The 25020-nt window shown below is 46.0% G+C and carries 18 protein-coding genes; 10 read left to right on the top strand and 8 right to left on the bottom strand.

Going from position 1 to position 25020, the window contains the following annotated elements:
• Positions 1-72 precede the first annotated feature (72 nt).
• The 3 genes from J2Z66_RS19655 to J2Z66_RS19665 form a co-directional block, all read right to left on the bottom strand.
• Positions 73-2412 (bottom strand): hypothetical protein, encoded by a 2340-nt coding sequence (locus J2Z66_RS19655; RefSeq protein WP_209973498.1) that lies wholly within the window; start codon positions 2410-2412, stop codon positions 73-75.
• A gap of 83 nt (positions 2413-2495) precedes the next feature.
• The gene (locus J2Z66_RS19660) at positions 2496-5885 is read right to left on the bottom strand and encodes a tubulin-like doman-containing protein (protein WP_209973500.1); all 3390 of its coding nucleotides are present in this window, start codon (positions 5883-5885) and stop codon (positions 2496-2498) included.
• A gap of 22 nt (positions 5886-5907) precedes the next feature.
• Positions 5908-7716 carry a VWA domain-containing protein gene (locus J2Z66_RS19665; RefSeq protein WP_376774442.1) on the bottom strand — a complete coding sequence of 603 codons (1809 nt, stop codon included), beginning with the start codon at positions 7714-7716 and terminating at the stop codon, positions 5908-5910.
• A 193-nt stretch (positions 7717-7909) separates the two neighbouring features.
• Here J2Z66_RS19665 and J2Z66_RS19670 point away from each other — a divergent pair, with 193 nt between their 5' ends.
• The 4 genes from J2Z66_RS19670 to J2Z66_RS19685 all read left to right on the top strand — a co-directional run bounded on the left by J2Z66_RS19670 (position 7910) and on the right by J2Z66_RS19685 (position 12344).
• Positions 7910-8065 carry a hypothetical protein gene (locus tag J2Z66_RS19670; protein WP_209973502.1) on the top strand — a complete coding sequence of 52 codons (156 nt, stop codon included), beginning with the start codon at positions 7910-7912 and terminating at the stop codon, positions 8063-8065.
• Positions 8055-8996 carry a hypothetical protein gene (locus tag J2Z66_RS19675; protein WP_209973504.1) on the top strand — a complete coding sequence of 314 codons (942 nt, stop codon included), beginning with the start codon at positions 8055-8057 and terminating at the stop codon, positions 8994-8996. Before J2Z66_RS19670 ends, J2Z66_RS19675 begins: the two co-directional genes overlap by 11 nt.
• Positions 8997-9010: 14 nt before the next feature.
• Entirely contained in the window at positions 9011-10969 is a 1959-nt protein-coding gene (locus tag J2Z66_RS19680; RefSeq protein ID WP_209973507.1) for a hypothetical protein, read from the top strand.
• A gap of 481 nt (positions 10970-11450) precedes the next feature.
• Positions 11451-12344, top strand: a complete 894-nt coding sequence (locus tag J2Z66_RS19685) for an IS1595 family transposase (protein ID WP_209973509.1) — start codon at positions 11451-11453, stop codon at positions 12342-12344.
• A gap of 461 nt (positions 12345-12805) precedes the next feature.
• On the opposite strand, the gene infC is transcribed toward J2Z66_RS19685, so the two are convergent.
• Complete coding sequence (gene infC, locus J2Z66_RS19690; RefSeq protein ID WP_209973511.1) at positions 12806-13291, bottom strand: translation initiation factor IF-3; 486 nt, start codon at positions 13289-13291, stop codon at positions 12806-12808.
• 62 nt (positions 13292-13353) lie between these two features.
• On the opposite strand from infC, the gene yxiS reads away from it, so the two are divergent.
• Positions 13354-13653 (top strand): protein YxiS, encoded by a 300-nt coding sequence (gene yxiS, locus J2Z66_RS19695; protein ID WP_209973513.1) that lies wholly within the window; start codon positions 13354-13356, stop codon positions 13651-13653.
• Positions 13654-13834: 181 nt separating this feature from the next.
• Here the strand turns inward: yxiS and J2Z66_RS19700 are convergent, their stop codons facing one another.
• Complete coding sequence (locus J2Z66_RS19700; RefSeq protein ID WP_209973516.1) at positions 13835-14731, bottom strand: sugar phosphate isomerase/epimerase family protein; 897 nt, start codon at positions 14729-14731, stop codon at positions 13835-13837.
• Positions 14732-14944: 213 nt separating this feature from the next.
• On the opposite strand from J2Z66_RS19700, the gene J2Z66_RS19705 reads away from it, so the two are divergent.
• Positions 14945-15796, top strand: a complete 852-nt coding sequence (locus J2Z66_RS19705) for a helix-turn-helix transcriptional regulator (RefSeq protein WP_209973517.1) — start codon at positions 14945-14947, stop codon at positions 15794-15796.
• A gap of 75 nt (positions 15797-15871) precedes the next feature.
• On the opposite strand, the gene J2Z66_RS19710 is transcribed toward J2Z66_RS19705, so the two are convergent.
• Together J2Z66_RS19710 and J2Z66_RS19715 are read right to left on the bottom strand one after the other, a co-directional pair.
• A complete protein-coding gene (locus J2Z66_RS19710; RefSeq protein WP_209973519.1) occupies positions 15872-16987 on the bottom strand; it encodes an aminopeptidase in 1116 nt (371 codons plus the stop codon).
• 122 nt (positions 16988-17109) lie between these two features.
• Entirely contained in the window at positions 17110-17607 is a 498-nt protein-coding gene (locus tag J2Z66_RS19715) for a hypothetical protein (RefSeq protein ID WP_209973521.1), read from the bottom strand.
• A gap of 172 nt (positions 17608-17779) precedes the next feature.
• Here J2Z66_RS19715 and J2Z66_RS19720 point away from each other — a divergent pair, with 172 nt between their 5' ends.
• From J2Z66_RS19720 to J2Z66_RS19730, 3 genes are all read left to right on the top strand, one after another.
• Positions 17780-18775 carry a bile acid:sodium symporter family protein gene (locus J2Z66_RS19720; RefSeq protein WP_209973523.1) on the top strand — a complete coding sequence of 332 codons (996 nt, stop codon included), beginning with the start codon at positions 17780-17782 and terminating at the stop codon, positions 18773-18775.
• Between the two features lie 329 nt (positions 18776-19104).
• A complete protein-coding gene (locus J2Z66_RS19725; protein ID WP_209973525.1) occupies positions 19105-19671 on the top strand; it encodes an RNA polymerase sigma factor in 567 nt (188 codons plus the stop codon).
• On the top strand, positions 19658-20923 hold the full coding sequence (locus J2Z66_RS19730; RefSeq protein WP_209973527.1) for a hypothetical protein: 1266 nt from the start codon (positions 19658-19660) through the stop codon (positions 20921-20923). Before J2Z66_RS19725 ends, J2Z66_RS19730 begins: the two co-directional genes overlap by 14 nt.
• 83 nt (positions 20924-21006) lie before the next feature.
• Here J2Z66_RS19730 and J2Z66_RS19735 read toward each other — a convergent pair whose 3' ends face one another.
• Positions 21007-23316, bottom strand: coding sequence for an aminotransferase class III-fold pyridoxal phosphate-dependent enzyme (locus J2Z66_RS19735; protein WP_209973529.1), 2310 nt, complete (start codon positions 23314-23316; stop codon positions 21007-21009).
• 241 nt (positions 23317-23557) lie between these two features.
• Here J2Z66_RS19735 and J2Z66_RS19740 point away from each other — a divergent pair, with 241 nt between their 5' ends.
• Entirely contained in the window at positions 23558-24802 is a 1245-nt protein-coding gene (locus J2Z66_RS19740) for an NAD(P)/FAD-dependent oxidoreductase (RefSeq protein ID WP_245375675.1), read from the top strand.
• Positions 24803-25020: the final 218 nt, after the last annotated feature.

The following is a 25020-nucleotide window of genomic DNA, read 5'->3' on the forward strand; positions in this document are numbered from 1 at the left end:
GGACTCTCCTTTCTTTGCCAATGGAATGAAGCAAAATGAAGCAGTATGAAACAGAACGAAGCGGAATGATGCTTACACCGGCTCTGGATGGAACTCAAATCCACCCTCTTTATAGGTTTCGTAATATTTTTTCCCGTTACGGTAGTACATAAGGTCTTCCAATTGAAAGCCGCCCATAATGTTCAGCTTCTCGATGCCGCTGTTTTTCTTCTCATGCACACAGCCGAGCTTGTACATACGGCTTCCCTTATCGATGGCAAAGGCATAGCGGATAAACTCACTGTCGAAATCAGCGAAGAAATACTTCTCCTCGTAACGATGCTTATGTGTATAATTATACACATCTATGTGTACAGTTGCCTGATCTTCCAGCCTTTGGTTTAAATCACGGTACAGCTCTTCCTTGGACAAGACATGGTCTTTGTCCTCGAATCTCACAGTTACATTAGCCCGCTGCAGCAGCTCATCTTCGAAAGATTGGCGGAATTGCGGGTAGGTAAAAATTTCCTGGCGGCAAACCTCCATCAGTCTTCGAAGAAGGGGCTCAACCCCGGAAGCTATTAGCGGAACGACATTGCCGATATACCGCTCATCAAAGTAGAAATTCTCGCCTCTTTTGGCTTGAATATCCTGAATGATTTCTGTCACGACAGTACGGTAATATTCAGCGATGTTGCGCCCCAAATAGTCGTTCGCTTCGGAAACGCTCTGCCGGCAAGCATCCTTCATCAGCTTCTCCAGCTCATGCAGCCGGTCTACCTTGGCTTTCAACGACATATGAAGCTTTTCCACGGCATTCTCATACCTTTTCAACAGGTTCAGCTTCGTTTCGTAGAAAAGAATGTCCATCTTCTGACCATAAACCTGTTGAAAAAAATGGCGGCTGAACTTCTTCACATTAGCTTTGTTCATAAAAGGAATGCGCTGAAAGGACTGCTGCTCAACTGACTCCTGCCGCAGCTGCTGCAGCTGTGAACGGGCATCCTCGAGCAGTTTGGCCGTATCTCTAATCATACTGCGAAGCTCCTGAAATATGACCGCATCCTCGCGCTCGGAGGTCCAGGCATACGCGCAGTAAAGCCCATAGGTCGGATTATCGACGATCCTGCGGTCCATAATTTCCCGCAGCTCGCTCTCACAATCGTACTCATGCAGGCGGGAAGCAGCCGCGCGGGCGAAATGCTCATCGAAAAAAACGTCGGCATGCCTGCCGTACATCTGCTCTTCGGCTTGCCCCAGATTGAGCTTCTTCAGCTCATCAAAGGAAATATAGTCAGAGAGGAGCGCATTCATCTCCTCCAGCTTCTCCTGCCTCGGAAGCAGCCCGCTGACCTTGCGGTCCAGAGCGTCAGAATCCAGCTGCAGCAGCTGGGCGATGCTTCTTTTGTCCGTCTTGCTTTGCTCTGAGAGCTTGGCAAGGAAGCTTTGATAGAAATAATAAATGACCGTTAAAGCAATGGCCTGATTAGGCCGCTTAATCTTGGAGAAGCCGGCAGTAGAATAAATGCTGCCCTTGGCTTCCGCAGGATTGATATGCTGTCTGAAATGCTGATTGTTATAAGGCTCCTGCCGATGATCGAAGTCATCCACGATCTTGCGGTTTTTCAGCAGGCTCATATTGCAGATAATCTCATAGTTCGTTTCCATGCTGGCATCGGGAAATATCCCCTGCTCATTTTTATCACTGAGCAAATAGACCAGATCAAACAGCGGCGCAGGGCCGTGCACGGCAGGCAGACTCATCTGGTCCTCTGTCACGAGCAGCATCGCGTTAAAGCTGTACGACCGGCTTTGATAAAGCTCCAGCTCATTCAGAAAGCTGATACCCATAGAAGCAGAGTAGGCGTGCTCCTCCTCTCCCTGCTTTTCTTGAATCAATCCGTACAGATCCGTCTGGATCAGCTTGAAGGATTCGCTGAGCACCGTCCTCAGCAGCAGCACGATTTCCGGCAGCAGCACATTGCAAGGATCATCCGCCCTCGTTGCAACAGCGATATTCAGCCGCTGGAAGGAAGAGTACATGCTGCCGTATTCGGCAATCCGGTTGCTGACCTGTCTTACCGCCCGATTGAGCTCAACCAGTCTTCGCGTGTCCTCGTAGAACTTCCCATGCAAATCCTTGCGTATTTTCCTGCGGTCAGCTACGGGAGCAGAAAGCTGCAGGGAAAAGACATTTTCCTTTTCCCTGGAAACCGTTTTGTCCGTATAAAAGTGGACATATAAGACACCTTTGCCGTTATGCCACTTCTTTTGGCCCATATCATAAACGGCGTTCAGCGCATCAAGAGACTTGTCGCCGATAAAAACAAACAAGAGCGGATTATGGATACTGAACTGACCCTCCTGGTCATCGATCCAGCGATCCGCCTCCGCATCATAATCGCCTGCAAAAGCAAATAATTGTCGCTGCATGGCTCTACCTCCCACATAGTCCGGCTTCATTTACGAGACGCTCCTGTGGTGCTCTCGGGACACTTGCGATGAAGCCGCCACAGCTACTTTAATGTTCTCAGCATATCGCTGACCTTAACGGAGATTTGCTTATAGAAGCTGTACATATCCTCGCCGTTCGTCCACTCGTTACGGTCATAATCAAGTGCAGACTTGCCTTCTTGGTAGATTGCCGCCATTTCCATCAGGTTGTTCAGCAGACCTGCAATATCGTCGGAAGACGCCATAAGCTCTCCGCGTTTGGAGGATTTGCGCTGCAGCAAGCCAAGCTTCCTGTTATCCAGCTTGCGAATCTGCTCAAAAATCGCATATTCAACAAATTTATTCACTTTTGTCAGATTGACTAGAGGTTCCCAAGCATCTTCATCCGCGTCGTGGTCATAGACGAACTGGGCGCCCTTCTTGTAGATCGTCTTCGTGTACATCGCTTCGATGAATTGGTCGAGCAGCCGCTCTCCATCCTGGTGGCTGTTCGTTACCGCTTCGAGCTCGGCAATTTTATTTTGAATTTGCTCATATTTGGCAACTTCCTTACGCATGGCCTCAAGCAGCTCCGGCGAACGGATCAGGTTTTCTCTGGCCATTTCCTCATTGACGCTGCCGAAAATATCGCGCACAGCCTCACGCTCAAGCCCATTTCGCACAAGGCCATTTAACTCATCGATGCAGCGCTTCAGCTCACCAAGATTCGGCCGTTCACTGCCGAGCTGCAGGTTATATTTACCCAGCACATCGTCAAGCTGGAATGGCTTCGTTAGAATGCACTCAAAGCGGCTGCTTGTAGCCACATTCTCTAGCTTCTCAATAATGCTGCGGAAACTCAAGGCTCTGTCAAACAAGCCTCTCACTCCGGCGTTATAGTTCCTCACGCGGCTGTTGACGTAGACGTCACCCCAGGATTTCTCAGGAATCGGAGACGGCAGATATGTCCAGTTGACCTTATCCGTCTGTACAAGATGGCGTCCAATCCCCTCCTGATCGAGAATCGTCCGTTCATAGCTTTCCTCCAGCACCTTCAGCGGCGAATAGGAAAAGAGCGGAACCCCGTTCCGTGTATTGAGCCAGAATATCCGATTCCTGACCTGGCTTTCCTTGATTGTAAACCGGGAGTGCCCAAGCGCAACCTCCTGGAACCTTTTGATCCCTTTATAGATGTTGGGCGCATCCGCTGGCACCGAAACGAAGCCCCATTGCGGAAAATGGAAGTTACCGGAGCTGTTGCTCAAATGAAACACCGGAATCGCTTCTTCATCAAGACGCTTGGCGATCATCCGCTCAACTACCTTTTCGATCGATTCGTCCTGGCCATATTTCATAGCCAAAAATTCTTCCATCGATTTCGTGATCAAATCACCAAACTGCTCCGTCAAAAAGTCGGAAATCGAGCCGATGATATCAACCTCTTGCTCCTTGATCCATTGATTCGACTTCTCCAGCAGCTCACTCGTGAAATCCCTGATCAGGTCATTCACATGCTTCTCGTCCATAATGCCGTCGATAACCTTCTCAATATCGGGCACGTTCACGAGGTTCCAATAGTAGGTTTTGTTCCCTCTATGGTCCGTCTGCTCATCCCCGTTAACCAGAATGTCGCCATTTTTCTCGAAAATGCTGTTCAGCGCATTCAGAAGCTCCGTAAATACGGAATAAACACGAGAATTTTGATCATTGAGAAGCTTGTAGAGATCCTCATAAAACTCGATCATTTGCTCTGTACGTTCCCGGTCGGCATGGAGCAGATATTCTTGAATTTTGGCCTCGATATAGGCATCCTTCTTCTTGTCCTTGGCAATGAAAGCACTTCTGGCATCACCCAGCTTGAGCGCCGCTGTCTCTTTGGCACCTTCTATATCCTGCGGAATGCGGTATAAATTTTCTTTTAAAGCCTCGATATAGGAGCTGATCTGATTCAGCAGGCAATAACCCTTCGCAGAAAAAATAATTCTGGTGGCATAAAAAGGCCCCTGCTCCGGATTCAAAAAGATACGGTTGATTTGCTCGGCAAAACGCTCCAGACACGGACCCGGCAGTTGCCGCTTAGCCTTCACATATTCCTCCCGTGCACGGGAGAGGAAGCTCTGCTCAAGCTCCGTATCGATGCTTACGACCTGCTGCTTGATCACGTTGTTGTAGCTTAGACGTTCGCTATTCTGATAGCCGGAAATAGGTTCCGGCACGCGCTTCTCGAATTCCCTCTGTATAGAATCGGGGTCGATCTCCAGCTTCCTGGCCAGCTTCTCTGTCTCTTCCTGAGTCGGGCCCACCTGGAACATTTTCTCCATGCGTTTAAACAGACGATAGGCCAAAAAGGTGGTCATTTCCTCAATAGGTAGTACAGCCGAGGAAGCACCGATAATATTATATTGATAGTTAGCCGCGTACGGCTTCGACATTTGATTAATATTAGTACGAATATTGCTGATGTAATCGTGAATAGCAAATTCCTCGCCGGACTGCTTATCCTCACTGGCCATAAAATTGGTAATGTTCTCGGCCGTTACGTTCATACAATAGTCATAAGCATTTTCGAGCAGCTTGCCCTCAAGGTTCGTTGCCGAAATTAAATGCGCCAGATTAAATGGAGGAACAGGTGAGTTGACGGTCATCACATTGCCGTAGCGCTGCTTAAAGCGCTCGCCCCGTTCATCTACGTTCATCCAGTAGTCCAGCTCTTTGAGAGCTGCATAGCCGTTTTTCTTCATGTATTCTTTGGTGTGGTCGGTCAGACTTTTGTTGGACAAGTTCACGTCTGGCATGAACAAATAGCCCAGCATGCTCACTTTGTCGATACCGGCCGAGCCATGCTCCCGCTCCATTAAACCTCTTACGATGTAGGAGATATCGAGAAAGCAGCCGCTGCCTGTACCGCCGGCAAGGCCGGTAAGCACAAAAACCATCAGCTTCTTATTCGTACCTACAGACAAGCTGCGGATTTTCTTCTCAATGGACTGCACGACCTGCACAATTTTGGTGAACAGCAGCAGCCGTCCCGCCTGGCGAATACCGGAAGCGCCGCTGATCCCATCGGAAATGAGCAGCTCTGGAGAGAGCCATTCCGTAATATAAGGCTCTAGCAGACTGCGGTTCTGAAGCAATCCGCCTACCTCCGAGTTGGACAGCAGTACGAATTCGCTCATTGGATCCAGACCTATGCCGCGATATTTCTTGTTGCGGTCATGCTCATTGGTTTCGAAGGCGATAAACTCGACATTATCGGGCTTTTCGCTCTTTTTCTTGGAGATAGGGTCCTCTGGAAGCCGGAATCTGCGGTTAATCTGATATTTGAGCCGCAGCAGCGCATCAATCCCTGTGCCGCCAAGCCCGATGATCAGCATCGGATTGTCAATAGTATCTACGCGTATTTTATCACTGACAATTCCCCCGCCTTGGGAAACGTCCAACTGCTGGATATGTTCTCTGACGACTGCCTTCATGAATGTAGCCTCCTAGGAAGAGTTAGCTGATGTAATCCAGCCAAATCGATTTATTTACTTTTTGCAGCGTAATTTTGATGCGATCATTATTTTTGAGTTCCTTGCCTTTGGAGGCATCGAAGGCTCTGCCGGATTTTTCGATCAGGCACTCTGATTGGTTATACATAATGACTGAATCCCGGCCCGGCGTGAAAATAATTTTATCTGTTTCGGCGAATTCGGGAGCGAGCTGGAGAAGCTGGTGCAGCTTCACTTTACCTTTGAAGCCAGTCAGCTTTTTGTACTGCGGGCTTGTTCTTTCCTCTGTATCTTCATCCCGGATTTCGATAACAACTTGACCATAAAAGCCTTTGTTGGCTTTCTTCATCATAGCCATGATATAGAGCACAGCAACCAGCAGGAGAATCAGGCTCCCGAGTCCACCGAGAATATATCCCCATGGCAGCGGCTTGGAGTCATCTTTTGTTACCGGTGCCGGTGTGGCACTAGTGCTGGAAGAGGGCTTTGCCCCAGGCTTGGCGTTGATGAGAACAGGATCACTTTCTCTGAAAAAGCTGGCATCCTCCACCTTAGCCTTTATTTCATATTCATGGGCCTCGGCCACCTTAAAGCTTCCCGTGAAATCCTTGCCCGAATTATTCAGCGGCACTTCTGTCGTCTGCTTCGTATCCAAGTCTGTGACCAGCAGCGTTGACTTCACATTTTTGAACAAATCTTCATCTGCAAGGCTTTGTCCGTTGGACAACAACTGCGCCCGGAGATCAATGGTGTCTCCCGGCTTATAAGTTTTACCACCAGGCAGAGCATCCATCACAAGCTGAACATCATAGTTAAAAATTAAGTTGATATCAATTTGATCTTTGCTGCTGCCCTTAACCTGGAGCTTCCAGTCGCCCATGTCAGGCTTGGCAATTTTGATCAAAGAATACGCACTGGACTTTGAATACACGATGTCATCCGAAGGAATTTGATGCTCCTTACCAGCAGGATCAATCAGCTTCGCTTCGATCGGCTTTGCTGACATGATTGAAATGTTTGCTTCCAGCACGTTCGCATTCGGAATCGTGATCGTAACATCCTGGAACTGTCCGTTGCCGACTATACCTTTCAGCGGAATAACCTTCAGCTTCAAATGATTGGCGAAAATTTCACTCAAAATTTGCGGCAGCGAATCCGCCGAGCTGGTCACAAATGATTTCCCGTTCGTATCCTTGGCTATTTTCTCCAGCACATCTTTGTTCAGCTGTCCATCTGCGTTGAGCCCGATCGTGTAGATCGGTATGTTCAGATCAGCAGCCTTCTTAACAGCCTCCTGAAGCTCAAGATCCGACTGTTCCTGCGTTCTATTCGCATTTAGCGAGTTGTTTCCGTCCGAGAGCAGAACGATCAGCGGATAATGACCCGCTTCCTTCCCGGACTCGATCACTTTGACAGCTTCACTGACGCCAACGGCTATATCCGTGTAGGGTCCTCTGGCTACTTGATCTATAAATGCTTTCAAATCGTCTTTATCTTTGGAGGAGTTTATTTTCAGCAGTGCCTTTTCTCTTACAACCTGATCCGTATAGGAGATGATGCCAATTTTATCCCCCTGCACTGAAGTCATATCGATGAACATCTTCATTGCTTCGTTGGCCACTTTGCCTTTATCGCTTTCGTTCATGGAGGTGCTTGCGTCTATGGTCAGCACAGCATCAATCTTTGGCTCCGTATTGGAAGCGGCAAAGGTGGTTGCCAAAGTTAGAGCATTTCCCGCCATCCCTACAAGCAAAATCAAGCTCAATCCTATTATCGATAGCAGCATTTTGCTCTTCTTTTTGGTCATTCGCATGTTGCGTACCTCCGCCGTTAGAGTACTTCTTAAATTTTTTCGAGTGGGTAGTCAAAAGGTTTTCTTGATAGTAAAATAGTCCCTATGTTACGGTTAATGATACCTTCTAGAAGTAAAAAATTCCAGTAGTAATCTTCTTCCGGACACCAGCAAATGTTGGAACATGTAAATTAGACGCGAATAGGAGCGAGATATGTTCACTTATTTCATACTTATTGTCGCCGCTGTGTTTTTATTGATCAAATGGACCGCCTATGCCAGATATAAAAAGCAATCCGCCACAAACACACAAATCGACGATGCTCTTATTGTCAGACTGAATCGAGAGAGTGAGCCCCATGAAAAATAAAATAGCTGTGCAATTCCGCAGAAGCAAAAGAACGATGTATGCCTTCCAGCGCTTGAAGTACTGCAAGCGTTGTGGAAGCTACACGGTGCTATTTGAAGACGACTGCCCATCCTGCGGTAAAGAAGACAACTTCATTTCCATAACAGACTATGCCAAGTCCCTTAATAAAAGACTTTCTCTGACCGAGACGCTTGTCGCTCTATCCATTTTTTTCCTTGGCATTATTTTCGCTAACAGTGTGACTGAAATGTTTGTCGCTATCGTCGCAGGGGGAGCGCTGCTGGCTCTTTATTTTTACCTTCGCAGCCGCTATAAACAAACTACAGAGGCATTTCGATTTCAGAAGGTATTGATTGAGCATACTCCTGCCATTTACAAAGGACTTCAGCAGGACCTTATGGAAGCTGTGGGTGATATCCAGGCTGAAGATTATAAAACTGCCTATGAAAAGCTCCGGGAAATCAGCTATTTCCTGAACAACGACCGCATTAAAATCCGCAAAATCATGTGTCTCAATTACTTCGTTATTCGTAAAGACATGGATCTGGAGCTGGAAACCTTAATCCCTTCCCATTATGACAAGGATTTCGTGAAATATTTATGGGAGGTTAGCAAGGTCAACAAGCAGCTCATCCGGATCAACGTGCTTGATTATGTAGTCCGCTACAAAGCCAAGATCGAATTGCTGGAGAATGGACCTACTATATTGACGAATATTGCCGGCGCATCCCTGCGTATGAAACAATACGTAGCAATTTATCAAAATTTCATTCTTGAACACGTGGACTACTTGCCCAAAGATCGCTTCCTCCGGTTATGCAAAATTATGGCCGCATTCCCCGGAAATGACTGGGGCACTCTTTATAGTAGAAGCAAGGAAATCGTTAGAACGCGATACAGCTTTGATCCCGATTTCCAAGGCATTTGGTAGAAGGGAAGGAAACCATGCTGCTCATCCCATCCTATAAACGTTCACAACAGCTTAAAGTTGCAGCCTCCATTCTGTTAATAGTAGTACTCGCCGCGACCAGTTACAAGCTTTACAATAATTATGCCAAAATACAAATTTATACTAAAGCCGAAGCTGCTTACTCAGCTAACGATCTGATCGCGGCAGAAGAGCTTTTTCACCAAGCCAGGAACAATACATGGTTCCGATACAAGGAAGCCGAAATTTCAAAAGCATTGCTTCAGCTCAAGCCAGTAACAGATATCAAAAGCAGCCTGCAGTCCATTACCTCCCGGGCTGACCAAGCTGCTAAAGAGCTAGATATCGAAGCACTAATAAGCTCATACAACGATTATCAGAAATTAAAAAAAGACACTACCGCCCAGGAAGCCGACACCTCCTTTTCAAGTGTTTTTACGGAGATGCTCTCCCGTTACAAAACTGGGGAACAATTTACTATTTCTTTCATCAGTTTCAGAGAACAATTAAGCAAAGACCTGCAAACAGGCATAAACAAGCACAAATTTTCCGATGAAACCGTCTCAGCCTTTCTCCAAATTCCTGCGGCCTACTTCGGCGACAATAAACAACGAGAGCAAGAAATTCAGACCAAGTTGACAGAGTACGACAACGCCCGAGTTGGAGCCCTGGCAGGCGCAAAAAAATTTGCCGAGATGCTTGCTGAAGGAGTTCGACTCCAACAATTTTATCAGGACAAAGCGGTTGATCCTGCTTGGCTTCAGCCCATAATCGAGCAATATACACTAGACCTGTTGGCCAAAAAATTAACTGACCAAGACATCAAAGGCTTCATTGAACTTGCCAAACAGTTCGAGGCGAATAAGCCAGCTTCCATAGCTGGCCCCAAAGTAGCTGCCTACATTCAAACAGCGATTAACCAACAATTCACTCAAGCCGACCAGCTAGCCAAAAATAACAACTACAAAGATGCAATAGCCGCTTATATCGAGCTTGGAAACTACAAGGACACTACTCAACAACAGCAAGACACCGAATTGAAATGGGCTGCGAACGAGCCAGGCTACCTCCTGCAAAAAGCAATGCCAGACCAAACCTTCACCTTTGTTATAGGAGGCAAAACTGGAGGAAACACCTTTGGTAATGCGGCGGCGGGTAATGCTGCAGGAAATGCTGTGGGTAATGCCTCAGGTGATCCTTCAGACAGTACATCAGGTACATCAAATACTTCAGCTACATCAGGGAATGCAGCCAGTAGCAATCAATTAGGCGCTGTAATATACGCAGCAGGAATTACAGAGGGCGGCAAGCTTGTTTGGGCAGGATGGATGCCAGACATGAGCATTGCTACAAAAGAGGTGCTTATCGACAAAAGCCTTACTATCAAAAACATGACCATCGCCTACAATATAAGCCTTCAAGGCAATCCCACCCTAATTCTTGAGGCTTCCTCCAATTCCCGCAAATCTAGATTTGCAGCATTCGAAGTCGACGAAAAATCTACGCTGACTCTGTTGTTCGACATTGAGGCAGACGGATTTCAGATGGAGCAGCCAGGGCTAATGCTCGTTGACCACCCGGCAGGCCATGACGGGGAAGGACAAGTCAGTGGCAATGGCGAAAGCAATTGGGATGGCGATGGTGAGGACCAAGGACAGGGACAGCAGGCATATTTTAAATATAGTAACGGCCAGTATATCTTTTCTGAAATCAAAAAGGACTTCGTCGACATACCACTCTCAGACCTGAATAAATACCAAAATATAAAAATCCGCTTCACAGCAGCCATCGTGGAAGTATTCGAAAATACAGCGGTCATGTTATTCAATGGGGAATATATCTTCTTAAGCAGCAACATTACTTTCCAGGTCGGGGATGCCAGCATTATTGGAACTTGGACAAGCATGGGTGAAATTATTATCGACGAGCAAACCTACCCAACCTACAATATGGACATTGTCTCTCTAACCCAATAAATACTTCCATCTTCATAAGCGCTTCAAAAAAGTTAAAGAGTTAACCTCACCCCAACCCAACACTAAGACAAACCTTTTCCCATTGGCTTAGCGTTGGGTCTTTAGCATTCCGGATTCCGATTCTTCTTCTTCTTCTTCTTCTTCTTCTTCTTCTCTTCTTCTTCTTCTCTTCTTCGAGACTTATAACGGCTTCTGCTGAGTCTGAGTCCTGCGCGATCCGAAATCCCCCTAAACTTCACCGCTTTAAAGCCCAAATTCTAAGCATACCAATTGTCCCATTCCACTAACTATCGTCACTATCCCCTTCCCTCAGAAAAGGCCTTTCCTTACCGTATAGTTCTCCTGAAAAATTACACTTCATTTTTTTCAGATATGCTTTTTAAATTTGAATTAATACTTCGATCCCACTTGAAAAAGGAACATATGTTTGGTATATTTATTATAGGAAAAAGGAACATTCATTCGTATTGGAGTGGATATTTTGTTAGATAAAATAGTATCAGCAGATACAACCCTCGCAGAGTTTTCTCATATTTTTGACAGCGAAGAGACTTGTTCCAAAGCATTGTTTACCGCCAAATGGCCAGAAGGATTTCGTTGTCCACGTTGCGGTTACAGTCATGCCTATACCATTATTTCCCGGAGGCTTCCCCTCTACGAATGCAGGGACTGTCGACATCAGACTTCCCTTATATCAAATACAGTAATTGAAGGGAGCCGTACTTCTCTAATGAAATGGTTTCTAGCCTTCTTCCTCATTGCCCGCACAGATCAAGGGACCAATGCTGTCGAGTTAAGCTCAATTTTAGGAGTGACTTACAAAACAGCATGGTTAATCCTCACGAAAATCAGGTTCGTTATGAGCCAAGCAGATGAACAGGCCCCACTTTCAGGTATTGTACAAATCAACTCAGCTTTTTACGGGAGACCCTATAATCCAACCGTTCTTCGGCATCCACAGGAACAACCTTTATTAGTTGGCTCCTCAGTCAATCAGCAGGGAGAGTCAATATATATTAAGATGAAGAAGATTTCAGTAGCTCATATGAGGGATAAATCCGTTCTGCGGAGCGGAACAGAAGCATTTTACGAACAGCATATAGACAATGATGACACAACCCATGTTACCTGCGTCACTGCTCGATTCAGCTTCACACGTTTTAAAGGACTGTTGCAAACAGCCAAAAAAGCATCCAAATGGATAAATGATACGTTTCACGGCCTCGGCTCCAAGCACCTGCAAGGTTACCTGGATGAATTTTGCTACCGTTTGAATCTTACACTTACTAAAAGTCCTATATTCCATCACTTAACAAGCCTATGTGCAAACTCCCCTTCCATCACTTATGCGAAGTTAATTTCGCAAAAACTGTAATGACTCTGGTCGCTTCGAACGGATCCACATGAGTTCTGGTTTGTGATGGGCTATAATAAAAAATCAAATTAATACGCTATGAGCTTTTAATAACTTTTGAGTTAATATCGAACTTTATGATAAGTTCTATTTGATTCTGTCGTTCTTTTGGGTTTTGGGGTTTTGGGGTTTTGGGGTTTTGGGGTTTTGGGGTTCCATAGTTTCTTGGGGCCGGATAAGCTCTGATTAGGTTTGAGGAGTTTGATTGAGTTTTGATGAGTTTTGAAGATAGGTTTTGCTTACTATACTTCGTTATATGAATCCTGATTCGAAAGAAATTTTAGAAGGCAAAGTGTGCCGTTAACCTGAGGGAACGGGATAGTGTCCATAGTAATTAAAATGCTAGATATAAATATTCCCTACTTACACCTCATTTTCCCGGCCCTCTACCCTCCAGGCATCTCACCTCACCCAGACCGCCACTATAAGGGGTTTATTTGGACAGCAGCTTGCTTTCCACTTAGCTGAATGTTGGAGTGCTTTTTTCCGCTTGAAGCCAGATCTAGTATCAGACGCTCCAGAAGTCGTTTAGCTTTATCTCCTTCTTTGCCCTGCAGTCGAACTACTAGGTTAACAGCATCTCCTCCGGCGAGAATACGTTCTGATTGGTTTTTCTTGGTTTCGTAGTCATGATCTTCTATACTTGCGGTGAGTCTGATTTCTTTAAGCTTAGGCGCCTGTTCGGATTTTCGCTGCTGCTGTTTTTCTTTAAGAACACTCTGCTTAGCGGCGCCGCGGTTAATTAAGCGACATGGGGGCGGACTGCTCATTAAGGATTCACATACCAAATCGAGCTTCAGCTTTTGGGCCATTGCCAGCGCCTCTTTAGTAGGGACAATTCCCAAATTTTCGCCATTTGCTCCTGTAAGAAGAACTTCAGCAGCTTTGATTTTTTCATTTATGATCATTGTGAATACACCTATACTTTCGTTATAATACATTCATGTAGGTAAAGAAGGGGCGTTAGCCGATGAGCAGCAAAGAATTAGAAGAAGAAATTATTCGAAATTACCAGCGTGAGGAAAATATGATGATTCTTATTTTTGCCCAGTGGTGTGTGAATCATGATCTTGACCCTGCCGAGCTGTACCGTAGTGCCTATCCCCATCAAGAAGACAACATCTCTCTCAAGCAAGCCCTGGATCTTACTGTTCCTAAAGAAGAAGCTGGCGAAGTATCAGACGATACCCTGCTAGGTATTCTCTCTTTATTTGGAAATGAAGAACTTGCATTCCTGGTTACTGAAGAAATCAATAAACGTAAGAAATAAAATAATCATTTAATATTACATGGTTTCCCTGCTAAATTCCATATTCGAGGGATGTTTTTATGTAGTGGTGTAAGTAATCTAGTAAGTAATGTAGTAATAAGACCCTTCCCATCACTCATAAAATGGCGCAGGGCTGTCTCGTCAGCAGCTGAAGCTACTATCGGACAGCCCTTATCATTCATTACGCTTCCAATGACCATGATTTTATTCTTTGTACAAAGTTGTTAAGCAGCGATCTGCTATCTGTTTCTCCGCCGAAATCCTCAATGCCCAAAAATCCATCATAGCCAACTGCCTTCAGGTCTGAAATCACTTGCTTCCAATTCACCATACCTTGATGAAGCGGAAACCATGTGCAATTCCAATCCTCATCGTCGCTTTTTGTAGCATTTTTGCCATTTGCAGCATTTTCGTTTTTTGTAGCATTATCGGTTCTGACCCAACCGGCATTTTTGACATGTACATGTGCCAAGTAAGGACCCAGCAGTTCCATGCCCATGCGGTAGTTCTCGAACCCTTCGTATACCATGTTCCCTGCGTCGTGCAGCACTCCAATATGGTCCGGATTGAAACCAGCTACTAGCCGATGCGCAAGACCTGCGCTTGGGGCAATAGTAAGATGATGGGTTTCTACCAAGGCCTTGACACGATATTGCTGGGACAATTCCTGCACATGATTCAGGTAGTCAATTGCTTCCGCAAAGAGAGTATTATAGTTTCTCGACCGGTCATAACGGGGTACTCCTACGCGAATGAATGCGGCCCCCAGTTTAGAGGCAGTCTGCATAACTTTTTCTGTGCCAGTTAGGTCTCCACACTGCAAATATGGAGTTACGCTGAGCGAACTAATGCCTTGCTGCTGAATAACTTGACGCAATGAATCGAGCTCAGCATCTGTAATTTGCGGACTTATCGTAGCCAAATTATTTCGCCAAAAAGATGGTTTCTCTTGAGCTAATTCCTTGGGAACATCATGATATCTCCATTCTATTCCTTGAATTCCAGCGGATGCGGCAGCGGTGACAAGCTCCTCTGGTGTCAGATCAGGTGTCATCACAGTAAAAACAGAAAGTTTCATTGCTTTTCCTCCTTAGTATGGTCTGAGTATGGATCATTACATAGATCTTTTCATAGATCTTTTCATAGATCTTGTACAGATCTTTGTATGTTTCTTTGTATGTTTCTTTGTCTGTTTCTTCTCTTCATATTGCAGTATAATAAAACCGTATTCCTTGCAATTTTTGAGCAAAAGAATGCTTATATTGACTTTTTCTTTTCAGGAGGTTCCTTTATGAGGGAGCTTTACGCTAATTTGCATCAGGCTATCAATTACAGGCATTCCGTCACACATACTCCGCCTGGCGTTGAGTTTCATCAGCATTTGGAGCTTTTTGAAATTTATTTTTTTATATCTGGGAATGTACATTATTTTATCGAAAAACAAGTGTATCCCCTTCAGTATGGGGATTTGTTGTTATTGAACAGCAGCGAGCTGCATAAGGCTACTTTTCAATCCAATCATCGGTATGAGGTTATCGTCATCCATTTCAGTCCTGCTGTCATCGTTCCTCTCTGTTCAGATCGATTCGACCTGCTGGCTTGTTTTCTGAACCGGCCGCCCGGGGAACAGAACCGCATGCGCTTTTCGACTCAGCAGTTGGAGGAATTGCTTCTTATTTTTGAACGGCTCGAAGCTTATAATAAGCCTGAAGCCGCGGAAGGCTCGGAAATTCTTTATGTTGCCGCTTTTATGGAGCTGCTGGTGTTTCTGAATCGTGCCTTTACAAGTCAGCTTCATGGCGAAGAGCCTCCCCCAATACCCGGGAAGCTCAGCACTTTGCTGCATTATATTGATCTTCATCTGGATCAGGATCTTTCGTTAGATACGCTGGAGCATATCGTTTTCATGAACCGCTCTTATCTTTGCCGATTGTTCAAAAAACACACCGGACGCACTATCCACGAGCACATTTTGTTCAAACGCATCGCCAGGGCCAAAGCTCTCTTGAAGGCAGGCAGTAATGTCACGGATGCTTGTCAGCTTTCTGGCTTCAATGATTATTCCAATTTCATTCGCACCTTCAAAAAAGCTGTTGGACTGCCACCTAGGCAGTACCAGGCGCTTAACTGCAAGGAGTACTGAGTTAGGTGTGCTGAGTTAGGAATACTGACCTAGATGTGCTGAGTTATGTGTACTGAGTTGTGAGTACTAAGCAAATCACTTCAAGTTTTCTGGATTAAGCGTCTCCAGTTCAGGAAGCACGAAGCGTCCATCTTTACGAATCAACTTGTCGTCGAACCAGATTTCGCCGCCGCCGTAGTCTGGGCGCTGAATGCAGACAATGTCCCAGTGCAGCGAAGATCGGTTGCCATTATAGGCATCATCGTAGCAGTTGCCAGGTGTGAAGTGGAAGCTGCCATCGATCTTCTCGTCGAACAGCGTATCTTTCATCGGATGCTTGATATAGGGATTGACGCCAATTGCAAATTCGCCAACATAGCGCGCTCCTTCGTCAGCATCGAAAATGGCATTGATGCGCTCGGTGTCATTGGCTGTCGCTTTAATGATTTTCCCATTTTCGAATTCAAGTCGAATGTCCTCAAAGGTAAAACCATCATGGGGGGTTGGCGTGTTGTAGGTGATTACACCGTTCACGGAGTCGCGAACCGGGGCCGAATAGACCTCGCCATCGGGAATGTTCAGCTCCCCATCGCATTTTACGCTGCCAATATCCTTAATGGAAAAATGAAGGTCCGTTCCAGGCCCCACAAGACGAACCTTGTCGGTACGATCCATGAGCGCCTTAAGCGCGTCCATCGCTTTTGACATTTTGCCGTAATCCATCGTACAGACCTCGAAATAGAAGTTCTCAAAAGCTTCTGTGCTCATGCTGGCTAATTGGGCCATGGAAGAAGTAGGATAACGTAGTACGACCCAGCGGGTCTTTTTCACTCTGATATCGAAATGTACAGGTGAATAGTAGCTGGCATTGTACAGCTTCATGCGGTCACTTGGTACGTCGGCCATTTCGTTGATGTTCTGGCCTCCACGCACACCGATATATCCTTGCATTTGTTTCATTTGATAAGCGTCCATATCTGCCCAGGCCTTCATTTGTGCTTCTGTACCTTCCATAATCAGTTGCCTAAGCACGGTGTGGTCTCTAAGGTTCACAAAAGGGTTGGCACCTGCTTGATGCACTTTTTTGACCAATTCCCGTACCAGCGGCGGATCGATACCATAGGCTTCAATCAGTATATTTTCTCCGGGCTGTGCTTTTACCGAATAATTCACGAGCATATCTGCCAGTTTCGTTAATCTTGGATCTAGCATCGGTGTATCTCTCCTTCGCTTCGTTACATAAACTACACTAATTTTATCTTACCCTAATTTCTGTTTTCTTGACCTTGTTTGTCTTGCTTGTCTTGTTTGTCTTGCTTGTCTTGCTTGTTTGATTAACTGGAACTGCTGCGGCGTCTTTTTTGAATGGCATGAACTCCCATTACTACTGCGATCCACTCTTCCGTGGGTACGTTTGTGTGGTTATGAAGCCGGTAAGCGCGGGCAACGCCAAATCCACTTACTTTGGTAAAGCTTGCGGCGGCTTGCCCTCTAGAATCCTGGATCTCATACTCATTAGAGAAGGCTTCCGAACGGATTTCGAACAGGCCGTGTCTGTAGCTTTCATATTCGTATTTTTTGCTCAGAAAGGCAAGTCTCGCAGATAATAAACCAATCTCAGTTCCGTTCCCAGACATCACAATCCATTTATTAGAGAACAAACGGAACTTTCCGATGACTTCAACATGCCCTTGGGCGTCTTTCACTTGAATGCCTGAATTGAACATGCTCATCAGATCTAATTGTCCAACGACTTGCTCTTCTTGATCCCATATTTCCGTAGTTCCCGAGGAGAAAAAATTATCCCTGAACCAGACACTTTGCTGCTTCATCCTTTTCACCTTCCCTGCTGCACTTGTGACATACTTTCAGGACGTTAGTGATATATCCTACAGGAAATTATAGATATACCAGCAGCACACTAGTGACATATCCATAGTTTACTTATTATAATTATGTAGTCTATCCTAGTATTATGGCAAGTCAGGAAGGAAGTTCACATCTATGCTATCTCGGCTCGATCGTCGGCTTGTGAAAGTTTTGCCGCTTATTACTCCTGTCAGTGTGCTGATAGGGGTGCTGCTCGGCAGCCACTTGTCGGGGTATACGTTCCTTTCTCCTTGGATTTTTGCCTTTATGACTTTTTCTGGCAGCATCAGTTCGAGCTTCAAGGAATTTCTTAAGGTGCTCACTCATCCTTTACCTTTAATAGCGACTTTGTTCATTTTGCATATAATTATGCCTTTAATCGCTATGGCCTTTGGTTTTATCGCGTACAGCGGAGATTCCTTCACCATTACAGGCTTGATTCTTGCAGCCGCTATACCGACTGGCATTACCAGCTTCGTATGGGTAGCCATCTATAAAGGCAATACGGTGCTCACCTTATCCATTATTTTGATCGATACCATCCTTGCCCCTTTCGTGGTTCCGTATACGCTATCTCTTTTAGTGGGCACCAAAGTCCAAATGGATATAGCAGCCATGATGCAGGGCCTCTTTTATATGATCGTTCTGCCTTCCTTGATCGGAATGCTGTTAAATCAATGGACGAAGGGAAGCATCAAGCAGAGCTGGGGTCCAAGACTGAATCCTTTTTCCAAAATAGCGATGGGTGTGGTGGTTGCTATAAACTCTTCAGTAGTCTCCCCTTTTCTCCGCCATTTCGATGCCAGGATGCTCGGTCTTGCTTGCACAGTTCTAATTCTCTCCAGTCTTGGTTATTTGCTAGGATGGGTTACTGCCAGGCTAATGCGCTGGGAACCTGATATTGTCATCGCATTGACTTTTAATGGGGGTATGCGGAACATTAGCGCAGGTGCAGTTCTGGCCGTCTCATATTTCGCTGCGCCAGTAGCCATCCCTGTTGTACTCGCTATGCTGTTCCAGCAGTCGTTAGCCTCGCTTTTTGGTTATTTGTTGAATAGGCGGTCAACTCCCAAAAAAGCAGGGACAGATGCAATCACCACCAAATTAACCCCAAATGTGGATAAGATCTGAGTAAGTTAATAACATGTTGTTAGCAAGTTGTTGATAAGTGGTTTGGATTAGTTGATAACATGTGGATAACTTTATTGATTGTGTTATCAACAGAACCTCCAATTTACCGGCTTGAACTATCCCCTTCTGAGGACCTGTCCTGTAGATTCCTTGAAAATTCCTTGAAGATTGCTCGAAGACTCCTTAAAGGCTACTTAAAAACACATGAAAACTACACTTTTTGAGGGCTCAAATATGTTACACTATTTATAAATGAAGTTATATGTTTCGGGAATTATTTTTGAACCTTTTTTATTTGATGAACGTCTAATTCTAAGAGAGGTGAGACCATGGAGAATACCGGTGTACATGTATTTGATTATTTAAAGTACGTATCTGAAACAACCGATCATAAAGCAATACTTCGCAATTTAATGGAGACTTTCGGCAATGATGTATGGAATTATGCCTTTAGTATTTGCCGGAACATGGATTTAGCCGATGACATTACACAGGAAGCCTTCCTGAAAGTATACCGTAACCTAACGACCTTCCGGGGAGAAGCCTCAGTCAAAACCTGGCTGCTAACTATAACCAGAAATACAGCATACGACTATATGCGCAAAGCCTTTTGGCGTAAAGTAACGCTGGTCGGCTTCGTGGATAAGGGAGGCACCTCCCAGTCTGCAGAAAATGAAGCGCTGGAAAATTTGTACGCGAGCGACATCTGGAAGAAAGTAATATCCCTACCCGCTAAGTATCGGGAGGTGCTCATTTTGCATGCCCACTATCAGCTGAAAACAAGAGAAATGGCGGCCATTCTGAATATTTCGGAGGGAACCGTAAAATCGAGATTGCATCATGCCAGGCTGAAAGTACTGCAATTGAAGGAGCGTGAGCAGCGTGAGCAGTTCTGATCCGAATGACCTTGAACCCAGACTATCCAGTGACCCGCTACATAAAAAAGGCTTCACTGACGAATTGCTGAGAAAAATAGAACAGTCTGTTGATAACAAGACCCGTACCGAGCAGCGCAGGAAGCCTCTTCTGACGGCAGTGGGCGTAGGCACTGTTGCTGCCGCCGTTATCTTCCTGTTCCCTTGGAGCATGCTTCTGTCGCAAAACAAGACTTCATCTGTTGAGCTAATGTCAAAGCAGCAGGATACGGCAGCCTACACATCTGCCCCTCCAACCATAAGCTCTGCTGTTCTGATTGGACTTCGTACAGAGCACGAAGAAAAGGATAGTTCACGCAAGCTGTCCACTATTCGTTACAGCACTTACCGTACCATGCTTGTTGCTCCTGTACGTGGAGAATTGAAGAAAACCGCTGAAGGCAGCGGCATTCTGATGCCCTACAAACGGGACTTCTGGAAAATCGATTCCCTTACACAATCAACGAGCCAGGACGAATATCACTACCTGTCAGCGCGTCTTGCGGGGCAGCCTGTAGTCAAGGAAGACTTCAAGGATAATCCGGATGAAGAAATCCATCATACAGAAACATTAGTATATGCCGGTAATCAATATTTATCGGTTGCGGAATCCGAAGAAACCTGGAACAATAATACGGCCAGCCGGAATGATCGCGTCTGGGTAAAGACGCTTCCGCAGCTTACGGAAGCCCGCAGCTTAAATTTTGCTAAGCAGCGTGAGGATAATACGCCTCATGTTACTTTAACCGATATTTTCGGCACATCCATTAACGGTACATTGGATGACTTGTCAGGCAAAAGACAAATGATAGACATGCCTACCGAAATTACCGGGAAAAACTGGACGATTGTCAGATCGCCCGGAAGCTGGATAGCCATGGTGGCCGAATCTATGGTTCCCGAAGGCTTCCAGCCTGAGCGTTATATTCTGCATGAATTCCCCAAGGCTTTGCCGGAAAAGGTGATCGCTCATGATGTTCTGTGCTGCTCCTGGTCGGAAATTCAATCCCGCTGGCCAAAAGCTACAGATGCGCTATCCTCGCCAATGAACGATTTGACTGTTTTGTTTGAAGAAGATAAGCTGCGTTTCTTCCCTTACGGTCAAGCTCCCGATACAGAGCCACTCTTGACTATAGACCTGCAGCCTGGAGAGCAGCTGGTTATGGCTCAGTGGGCTACAGACCATTATGTTCAGGAATGGATCGATAAGGTAGACAGCTATTTAAACAATTGACCAAAACCGTCAGGGTGAGGACTTTCACTCTGACGGTTTTTTTGCTGTATCCACAGCTTGATCAATCTAAAGTATAATTAATTCTAATTAAGCCGCCGGAAGCCTTGCTGCGCTACCTCTATGTCTTTGAGAGCATGCAGGTCACCTTGATGAATGATGTCAGCAAGCTCTCCAAACACCGCACCAATAGCCTGTTTGTAATATGCCACAATGTCCGGAGTGTGCGCCAATGTCGGGTAAATAACAGTCCCGGCCAGAAAACCCCGCTGCAGCATTTTCACTGTGTATAACGTTTTCAATTGATTGGCATATTCGCCGCTAAACTCAAACTTCGCCAAGCAAGGGTAGCCATCGCTCACCTTGAGGGGAAGTCCCGCTTGTTCCCCGTGTACTTTCCAGGCACTGGAGACCTCTCTCCCCACCGCTGCTACAAAGCCCGGTACATCCACCTCAGCCATCTTGTCTAATGTAGCTAAAGCCGCAGCAGGCCCAATACTCTCTGTCCAATACGTGCTGCTTATGAAGCTCCTGTGCGCACCCTCCATCGCTTCTTGCGTGCCGATAACCGCGCCAATGGGATGACCGTTGCCCAGCGCTTTGGCGAAGACAGCTATATCCGGATGCACACCCAGCTTGAGATGAGCACCACCCCTATGAAGACGCCAGCCAATCGTTATTTCGTCAAAAATAAGCAGTGCCCCACATTGGTGAAGCCGTTCCTTCACATATTGTAAAAATCCAGGCTCCGGATCCTCGTAACGGCAGGGCTCCATAATAACAGCTGCCAGCTGTCCACCATACTGGTTGATCACATCCTCGAAGGCTTGCCGGTCATTGGCAGGAAAGGTCACAGTTGTTCCCCTAAGCTCACGCGGCACTCCCGCCGGCTCCAACCCTGGCAATAAGTGCCCGCTTAGCGCATCGTCCTCTCCAAGGTTTGCAGCCAAATACCAATCGTTCCAGCCATGGTAGCCGCAAACGGCTATAATCGACCGTTCCGTTGTTGCCCGGGCAATGCGAACCGCCACAGAACAAGCCTCTCCTCCAGCTCTCGTAAACCTTGCCTGACTCGACCAAGGGTGCAGGTCTAACAGCCGCTCGGCCAATTCAACCTCCTCTGGAGGATTTAATGTGCTCATGCTTCCTAGATGCAGTCTCCTTTTGACAGCTCGAGTCACTTCATCATTGCGGTACCCTAACAAGCATGAGCCGATACCATTTGTGGACATATCGTAATAGTGCTTCCCATCAAGATCCCATACTTCACAGCCCCGGGCTTCACTGAAATAAGCGGGCCATTGGTTCGGAGCCTGCAGCTCAGGCCTCTTGCTGACAAGCTGGGTGCCGCCAGGAATAATAGTTTTGGCTTTACGGTATAAATCCTGTGTTTGATTCCCCCCCGGCGTCAATTGTCCTGTTAATCGAATTGCATTATGATAAAAGATGTTTTGAATATCTGATTTGTCCAGTCCAATCATATCTGACGCCAGCTTAAGCGCACGAAGCGATTCCAGCCCTACCAAGGTAGGCTCTGTAGGTCCAGAAGCACGATCCCAATCCAGCGTTTCTTTTTGCATCCAGAAAAAACCATCTCCAACACTAACCGCTTTACCTCTAATATCTGAAATCGGAAAATCACTGCCCCACAGCAGCTTCTTCGGTCCGAATTCGTACAATATCGGCACAATCGCTTCAGGCTCGCAAATAGCCGACATATCGAAAAATACATTTTCCAATCCTCTGAGCGACTTGACGAAATTCGCATGGGGAGCATGGAAGCTTCGCGCCGAATGAGCCAGCACGCATTTTGCATTAGGATAACGGCTGCATAAATTGAACAATTGCTTTTGATTAACCGGGTCCGCCATCGCCGAATCCTTCACAATATGAAGCATAATAAGCAGTCCATGCTGATCCGCTATGCGCCAAAACGACTCAGGAATAAAATCAATTATCTCCGAATCCGAAGTCACTTCCTTAGAGCTAAAACAATGATAGGGCTTAAACCCAACGATTTTACTGTTTTGTAAAAAAAGATGGACCTGTTCCTCCGAATAACCTGGCGCCACCAAAATCAATCCCCGGCTAAGCTCCTCATTTTCCAGCTGCTCCACCACATATTGATTCGCTTTGTGCAAGTCACAAGTTTTGACAGGTGATGGGAACAACAGCCCCCCTTGAACCTTTCTTCCTAATAATTGTTGGACCGAAGTACGCCAAACATCAACAGACATCTCCTCAGAGCCAGCGGCAAAAAAAGATTTTCCTGTCAGCCTCAGGTCACTGACTCTCCAAATATGAGCATGAGCATCAAAAATGTACTCTGGAAGAAATGAACTCAGTTCCTCCCGAATTTGTAGATCCGCTTCAGTAAATGTAAAGTGGTCCCGCATCGTATACAAACCTCCGATTTGTCTTTAGATGAAAGCGTAAAAGTGTTACTGTTTAGAGCTTCGTGCAGGTTTTCGTGCAGATCTTAGTGCAGAGCACAAGCAGAATGTTTGTATCGCATTAAGAGACACTGTAACAATATTTACGTTATTAAAATTATATCTCACAGCCATGCAAATAGACAAAGCTTTTTTAGAACATACTATTTCAAAAACCAAAACTACACTCAGCAAGGAGTTCACTATGGATCTACCTATGGATCTGCATACTGGAGAGCTCGCCTGGCCGTATACGCTGCCCACCCCACCCGTTTATCCGGAATTAAAAGAGCATATTGAATGCGACGTGCTGGTCATAGGAAGTGGAGTATGCGGGGCTCTGATAGCTTATCACCTCATGGAGCGGCAAATTGATACTGTTCTCGTAGAAAAAAGACGCGTAGCTTCCGGCAGTTCCTCCGCCAACACTGGGCTATTGCAATTTAGTAATGATAAGCACCTGACTTCGTGTATCCATACCTTCGGTGAGCGCAAGGGTGTACGGCTCTACGAATTATCCAGACAAGCGGTTCAGGACTTGGGTAAAATCTCTTCACAGCTTCAAATCGATCCTGAGTATACGCGCAGAGACAGCTTGTATCTGGCGACCTCAACCGACGATGTCCCCAAGTTGAAAGTGGAATACGAGACCTTACTGAAGTATGGCTTTGATGTAACCTACCTGGAGCCTGAGACTATCGCTAGTACCTATGCCTTCTCGAGGCCGGGAGCGATCTTCTCCCGCGGTGATGCGGAGATCAATCCTTACCGTCTGGCTATATCACTCGTCCATGAGTCTCATGGCAAAGGACTGCGCGTCTATGAAAACACGGAAATTTTACGCCATACTAAGCATAAGGACCACCAGCTTTTTCACACCAAAACACATACCATCAAAGCCCGCAAGGCGGTCTTTGCTACCGGATATGAAACACAAAGCATCAAGCATAATTCTAACGCTGTCTTATCGAGCACTTATGCACTGGTAACGGGGCAGGTTCGTGATTTTAACGGCTGGCCGGGCCGCTGTCTGATTTGGGAAACCTCGCGGCCTTTTCTTTACATACGAACAACTACAGATAATCGCATCGTTATAGGCGGGTTTGATGAACAAACAATTGTTCCAGAGGAAAGGAATCGCAAGCTGCCCCGCAAAAAAGATCAGCTTCTGCAGGAGATCTTTAAGCTTTTCCCGCAATTCACCGGCCTAAATGCAGAGTATTTCTGGTCTGCTGTATTTGGGGAAACCCATGACGGCTATCCCTTAATTGGCCCGCAGGCAGGCTTCCCTGATTGTTACTTTGCCTTGGGCTACGGCGGTAACGGGACGGTCTTCAGTATGATAGCCGCGCAAATTATCAGCGATTTGATTACAACGGGCGAGCATCCTGATGCCGATTTATTTCATTTTGGGCGAAATTCGCGGGACAAGGGAGTCAAGAGCAATTAGCCAATTAACCCGGGTGCGCTGTGGATGAAGAACTGAGCAGGATCTGAAGGATCTGTTACTTTGGCGATTTAGCGATGTTTTTCATCGCTAAAAGCACCAGGGCTTCACCACAGACTGACTTAACGATGAAAAACCATCCATGACGTTCGTAGCCGACGTCACCACCAAGAATGAAAATAGGGGTTCTAGCAAAGGTTTTTTAAAAGAAAGAACCGTCA

It is taken from the genome of Paenibacillus eucommiae, from assembly GCF_017874215.1.
In the GTDB taxonomy this organism is placed as follows: domain Bacteria; phylum Bacillota; class Bacilli; order Paenibacillales; family NBRC-103111; genus Paenibacillus_AI; species Paenibacillus_AI eucommiae.